General features: G+C 37.5%; 6 protein-coding genes. 2 read left to right on the plus strand and 4 right to left on the minus strand.

Going from position 1 to position 6519, the window contains the following annotated elements; all coding sequences use genetic code 11:
- The first annotated feature begins 118 nt into the window (after positions 1–118).
- On the plus strand, positions 119–367 hold the full coding sequence (locus D7V20_RS18150) for a hypothetical protein (RefSeq protein ID WP_033917550.1): 249 nt from the start codon (positions 119–121) through the stop codon (positions 365–367).
- 134 nt (positions 368–501) lie between these two features.
- On the opposite strand, the gene D7V20_RS18155 is transcribed toward D7V20_RS18150, so the two are convergent.
- Both D7V20_RS18155 and umuD read right to left on the minus strand, forming a co-directional pair.
- Complete coding sequence (locus D7V20_RS18155; protein ID WP_038350012.1) at positions 502–1791, minus strand: Y-family DNA polymerase; 1290 nt, start codon at positions 1789–1791, stop codon at positions 502–504.
- On the minus strand, positions 1788–2348 hold the full coding sequence (umuD, locus tag D7V20_RS18160) for a translesion error-prone DNA polymerase V autoproteolytic subunit (protein WP_005006020.1): 561 nt from the start codon (positions 2346–2348) through the stop codon (positions 1788–1790). The genes D7V20_RS18155 and umuD overlap by 4 nt, the downstream gene beginning before the upstream one ends.
- A 159-nt stretch (positions 2349–2507) precedes the next feature.
- Between umuD and D7V20_RS18165 the strand changes: the two genes are divergently transcribed.
- A complete protein-coding gene (locus tag D7V20_RS18165) occupies positions 2508–3878 on the plus strand; it encodes a hypothetical protein (protein WP_227553500.1) in 1371 nt (456 codons plus the stop codon).
- A gap of 368 nt (positions 3879–4246) precedes the next feature.
- On the opposite strand, the gene D7V20_RS18170 is transcribed toward D7V20_RS18165, so the two are convergent.
- Together D7V20_RS18170 and D7V20_RS18175 are read right to left on the minus strand one after the other, a co-directional pair.
- Positions 4247–5572 carry a DNA cytosine methyltransferase gene (locus D7V20_RS18170; protein ID WP_005006017.1) on the minus strand — a complete coding sequence of 442 codons (1326 nt, stop codon included), beginning with the start codon at positions 5570–5572 and terminating at the stop codon, positions 4247–4249.
- 65 nt (positions 5573–5637) lie between these two features.
- A partial coding sequence (locus D7V20_RS18175; RefSeq protein WP_107010116.1) for a DNA cytosine methyltransferase occupies positions 5638–6519 on the minus strand: 882 nt, incomplete at its 5' end.

A 6519-nucleotide genomic window follows, 5' to 3' on the forward strand; every position in this document is an offset into this window, starting at 1 on the left:
GCAACAAGAAACAGCGCCGATCGCACGATCTGACGTTCAAAACAGTTTCCAGGATCTTTTCAATTGATTTGAGGCTTATATGAATATGCATACGACTCAAAAGAGTGAGAGAGACAAAATGACAAAACGCTGTTCTGTTGATGTGAAGTCACCCTGGTTCTTCATAGAGGACCAAATCCCAAACAAAGATGGCACGGCGTTTATTGTGTGGGATGAATTCTTAGACCATGAAATTAAACCTATCCGCTGGAGCGATAAGATCCGTGACTATGCTTCAGGTGAAGTCGAATGGAGTGGAAGCTTCTTATTTTGGCGATATGATGATGGTACACCAGCTGAATCACCAAGAAGCTATCAGCAATCTTAATTTCTTATATTTCCGAGGGTGTAGCCAATTGATTTTGAGATTTGATCAATCTCTTTAAGGCAAAGGTTTGATTCCTTGAATGCCAGTTCGAGTCTGACCATCCCCGTCATTGCCAACAAATTCCCTCAAATGAATCAATTGAAGACAATCATACCAGCCTCACTAAAATAGTTACGGCTTTGACGTTCTGACTTAGGTTCCCAATCTCTATTTTTCAGATTACATGATCCAGCAGCAATTTTAGCCTTGCCAAACTTACTTTGAATGTTTTGAAACGCCGTCATTAACGCTTGCTCTTTTTCAAGCTGCTCTACGTCAGTTAGTAGGCCGATCGTGCGATGTTCTTCTTTTATCAATTCACACAACATCACGCCACATTTCTTAAACTCTATCCCCTCTTTGTACAATTTATCAATCAGTGATGTGGCAGCTTTAACCAGTTGCATCAAATTGTTTGTAGGTTGGGTAAACGTGTATGTTAACGACTTGCTGTAATACGGTTTTGACTGGTCAAATGGGTTGGATTGCAAGAAAACAATCAGAGATCCGCATAGCTGGTGTTCAGCAACAAGCCGATTGAATGCATTATGGGTATATTTGCTGACGGCTTCTTGAAGAATTGAGAGCTCAGTAATTTTCTGGCCGAAAGATTTGCTCGAGACAATCTGTTGTTTCGCCTTAGGTGAACTTTCAAATTCAAAGCATGGCTGGCCAAGCAATTCTAAAATCGTACTTTGCATATTCACATTGAAGAGTTCACGCATTCGATTCGGGTTGGATGTTGCAAGATCCAGCACACTTAAAATCCCCATGTCATTAAGCTTTTTAGCGTACTTTCGCCCTACACCCCATATTTCATCAACTGGCATGCTTTGATAGTAGCTTTCGACATCTACCAGGCTCATTGTCACTAAATTACAGATTCCATTTAATTCTGGATTCTTTTTGGCAAGGTTGTTGGCCATTTTACTTTCAGTCAGTGTTCTACCAACACCCACGCACGTTGTTAAGCCAATAAACTTATATACTTGATGCCGAATCTCCCGTGCCATTTCAGTAGCATCAAAGTTTTTAGTAAATTGAGTAAATTCTATAAAGCCTTCATCAATGCTGTAAATGCTGTAACAGCTTGGATCTACAAAACCAGATAATATTCCATGAAAACGGCGTGACATTTCGCCATACAGCGCAAAATTGCTCGATAGCACATGAACGTTATGTTTATTGATGATGTCTTGGACCTTAAAGAGTGGCGCACCCATCGGGATTTTTAAGAGTTTAGCTTCAGCGCTTCTCGCGATGATTGTTCCGTCATTAGAGCTTAAGACAACGCATGGTTTACCCTTTAACTTAGGGTTCCAAAATGCTTCCATCGAACAATATGCCGAATTTATATCAACATGAATAAATACCCGGTTTGTCATTTTCGTGCGTCTTTAATGATGTAAGTCACTACGCCCCACACAATCAATTCCTGTTCAGGTTTTAGAAAAATATGTGAGTGCTCTTGGTTTTCTGCTTTAAGCCAAACTGGAGGGATAGATTTTGCATCTGGACCAAAAATTTCATTAATTTCACCAGCTGACATTTGCTTGGTGATCATCAACCGCTTAACGGTAAAGTCTGTTTCTAGCTGAGCAACAATAATATCTAGATGCTTGGCATTGAAGCTTCTATCGATTATGAGCTTATCGTTAATATCTATACCAGCATTTAGCATGGAACGAGAGCCTACTTTACCAATAAACGTAGAGTACTCATTGGTGATCAGCATTTCGTTGAGATCGACCGACTTTTCAATAAAATCTTGTGCTGGTGAAGGAAATCCAGCTGATAATAATTCAGCTGCAATAGGAATTTGTAAAAGCGAGTTAGATCTGACGTGCTCGAGGTCAAGAATATCGCTTATCTTTTTATTTGCACCGCTAAATGCGATAACTTTCGTTTCAGGTTTTCCTGACGTTGAACTGCAAGTAGACATGAAAAAAACCTTACTATGATTTGAGACCCATTGTATTGAGAGCTGTATGTTTGTTCAAATATTTCTTAAAAGTTACCAATACACAATGGGTTATCCTTGGAGTTAGAATAAAGATCGTCTATCTTATGAATAATAAAATTTACACGTAATATGTCAGAGATGATGCCAATTATTCATTACTTAACAGTACAGGTTTGCAAACGGGTATTCATAGAGCCTAACTACGGCGTAATGCGTTCTAATGATCCATTAGTTATAGATCCTGATCTATCAATGCAGCCATTATGTTTACTTGGCATCTCCGTCAATGATTTTCCATTAAATTACACGGAATATTATGAAAAAAATGACAGTAGTTGTTCCCTGTCAAAATTCTTGAAGACTTTTTGGAGCCGTTACTACAAGACTAATGGCCCAAATATTCCATTAGTTTTTGGAATACCAGATATCCTGGTTATCGATCATCGTGTGAAGGATATTATTAATCAATCATTTTATAGTTGGTTAGACTCGAATAATATTCAATATGAGTTTTCTGATAGTAAGAATAAAAAAGCTATTGCTAATTTTCGTCAGCATCAACACTATCCTTATATTGAATGTTACTCTGAGATAGACGTCCTAGATACATATAAAACTAAAAATGAAGAATATGCCTTACCTTTATCCGTTCTAAACACGATGACTAACTATTTAGATAGTGTTTTTCTCTTATCAAAGCATCGTAAAACTTTAATAGCGTATACCAGCAGACCTATTAAGCATCCAACATTTACAGAGTGCTGTCCTAACGATCTCCGACTATTTGACATTACACCTTTAGAAAGTAAAGCCGATAGAACTTTACAGGATGCATATTGGGTTAGCTCCGATTTAGAAAATGGCAATTATGGATACTTGCGGAATAGACAAGTGAAAGAAGACATAGATTGCACCAGAGAAGATAAAAAAGCTTTTTTGGCCCTAATAAAATCATTGCCAGTTACTCAATGGATGGATATTTTTACAAGCAATCAGATTGAATTATTGAATCAATTAAAAAAACAACGATACAAAGACACAATTGATATCGATCAGATTAATTACGCAGATATGTGTTTTAAATTAGGGTTAAGTAGGGATTCTCAATACACAGTTTTAGCACTGGAGACATCTAAATTAAAACGTTCTGAAATGATTGAACTTTGGGATCAATATTCTCATGGAGGTGATGTTAAGTACTCTTGTGAAATTATGCTTCCTGACTGGTACTCTTCGCGAAATGATAAAATTTACAGATATTTTTATTTATCTATGTGGAACAGCAGCATTATTTTCATAAGTGAATCAGGATCTCCAGCAACAAAATGTTTTGATCAAGATGAATGCATTAATTACATGTCAAAAAATCAATTCAAAATACATAATTTAAGTAATATCGTTGATATACGTCACTTTGATGAATTGCTATTAAACAACAGGCAATATTTATTGAACATCGTTAAAGAAATGGATGCTTTTGAACTTTTAAAGGACCTAAATACCGTATAAAACAGAGTGTGGAAACACACTCTGTTTTATAGAAAATGATTTCTATTGGATATAATTGGACAAGTAATTATAAATACTCGGATCTTCAATATCCGATGGGAATCCACGATCACAGACAAGGATAAACTTATTCCCCTGCTTTATAATTAATGGCTCTGTTCCATATCAAAGGCTTTTTAAATACCCAAAATGGAATCTCAGCTGGAAGTGATGTGTTGTACAACCAGATCCCACTTGAAGCTGGTAGAACGGTTTGGGACAGTAAAGCAAATTGGTTTAAGTGTAATTATTAATTTTATTATCTAGCTTAAAAAGAGGTCATTAGGGACCTCTTTTTTTAACTCATAATTTATAGAATGCAAATAGCCTTATGAGGCCAGACTATATTCCTGTTCATGAGTAAAGTTGGCCAGAACCAGTGCATAAGATAAATCAGGTGGTACTGAGTTACCGACCATACGATATTGGTCTTGTTTAGTTAACTTCAATTGTTGGTTATTTTCATCATGTCCATAACTGAAAATATAATCATGCGGAAAGCCTTGAGCCTTATAAAGTTCAAATGGTTGAAGCATTCTAAAGCCAATATCTTCAATACAATAGCGTTCACCATTGATTTCAATGATTCCAAATTTTTCAAAAAGTTCATTTTTGAAATTTAACCCTTCAGTAAATCTCGTTAATAAAGCTCGTACCTCTGCAAATTGATTTACTGTTGTGAGTGTATGCATAGGTTCATTTAACTCTTGGCCAGTACATCCATTTTTCATTTTTGAAAGGTGACAAACATATAGTGAGTGGGTACCGCCTTTAGTTTCAGCTGTAATTGTCCTCAAAGGCTCATCGATCGGCATTGATCTCCGACTTGATCCATTTGCACATTCTGTAAGAATTGGAGCAGCTGCATCAACGATATATGGCTCTGGATTATGAACGATATATTTCAAAATACCGCGAACAATACGCTCTAACGTAGCTGGTGCCAGTGCTTTTTTTCTTTTAAATATACTAGGGCAATCAAAACTTAGATCTACGCATTCAGCAGCTGTACGCCATGGCAATAAACGTCCCTTTTTTACAAGACTGGTATTAGGATTACCATGGGTTTCCTTTGGCCATACGATTGGCAATCCATCACGGCGAGCTATTAAGAAAAATCGATTTCGTATAGTTGGTGAACCGAAGTCACATGCTTTTAATTCTTTGTATTCAACTGAGTATCCTTGATATTTCAATGCATTTACAAAGCAATTAAACGTTCGTCCCTTACGCTTTGGGCATGGACGTCCATCTTTATCAAGGTCACCCCATTCTGCAAACTCCGTTACATTTTCAAGCATTATTACACGAGGTCGAACCTTTGCTGCCCAGCGCAATGCAATCCAGGCCAATCCCCTAATGTTTTTATTGAGAGGTTTACCTCCCTTAGCTTTGGAATGGTGTTTACAGTCTGGGCTCAACCAGACTAATCCAACGGGTTGATTACCAGTGATTTCAACTGGATCTACATCCCAAACACTTTCACAATAATGTTTTGTAAGAGGATGATTTACCCGGTGCATCGCCAAAGCTTTAGGATCATGATTAATAGCAATATCAATCGGTCTCCCAAATGCACGTTCTAAACCGGTTGATGTTCCACCACCCCCGGCAAAATTATCAACAATAAGTTCGTGTGGTAATAAATTAAACATAATATAAACTCCAAGTTTTTGGCTTTTTGCCACTAAATTCGTGTACGCGAATACTGTATGAATACTTAGGCAAGCATTAGTTCATTTATAGAATCAATGGCTGCCAAATCATCATAATCATAGTAAGCATCATCGATGGCAGACGAAATTTCATATTCAGAAACTCCTGAATTCAGAGCGAGTTTTAAAAGATTCCGGTCTAATCGGTCATATTTGTTTGAAAATGCCATCAGTTTATGGTCATGCGCGTTATTGGCCATAAAGAATGAATATGCAAAACCAACAGGCGTTACACTTCGAGCATTTTTAGTGGCCAAGCTTTTCCCACCATATAACTTGTGCATTTTAGATCCCTCTATAGGCTCTACTGGTGCAATAGGTAGGTCAGCATTAAATCTACCCCATAATAAGGTTTTCTTAGTGTAAGTATCCCCAAAATGAAACGGATCAAACGACAGACGCCACGGCGACAACCCGGTTAAGCTCGCAATACGCCCTACTGGATTCTCAATTGCCCAAATATTCGGTTTAAAAAATTCAATTGTTCTTAAAGTTTGGTACACCAGCTCAATACTGCTTAACGTGCGACCATCAGCATCTTTGGCGGTAAAATGTCTTGCACCAGAAACAGCAAAGTCAGTACATGGGCATGCAGCTAAAATCGCATGAACGTCCAAACCATCAAAGCATGCAAAAAGCTCGTTAAAGAATTCCACGCTGAAGTTATTAATATCGCCAAAATAAGGATCTGCCTGTATATCAAAGCGAAATACTTGATAGCCAGCATCAACCCATGGTTGAGACCATGTGCCAGACAAATCAAAAAGAGAAATGACAATTTTTTGGTTGTTTTGGTTGCGGATCGTTGGATCTAGATATTGGTTAAACGCAACGTTTTTCCATTGTTCTAAACGCTCTAATGCGGAAGATCTGGACATCCAGCCATT

This window comes from Acinetobacter rongchengensis, from assembly GCF_003611475.1.
Lineage (GTDB): Bacteria > Pseudomonadota > Gammaproteobacteria > Pseudomonadales > Moraxellaceae > Acinetobacter > Acinetobacter rongchengensis.

Coding starts and splice junctions, on each gene's coding strand:
- D7V20_RS18150 (WP_033917550.1), top strand. CDS start 119: ATGACAAAACGCTGTTCTGTTGATGTGAAGTCACCCTGGTTCTTCATA.
- D7V20_RS18155 (WP_038350012.1), bottom strand. CDS start 1,791: ATGACAAACCGGGTATTTATTCATGTTGATATAAATTCGGCATATTGT.
- umuD (WP_005006020.1), bottom strand. CDS start 2,348: ATGTCTACTTGCAGTTCAACGTCAGGAAAACCTGAAACGAAAGTTATC.
- D7V20_RS18165 (WP_227553500.1), top strand. CDS start 2,508: ATGATGCCAATTATTCATTACTTAACAGTACAGGTTTGCAAACGGGTA.
- D7V20_RS18170 (WP_005006017.1), bottom strand. CDS start 5,572: ATGTTTAATTTATTACCACACGAACTTATTGTTGATAATTTTGCCGGG.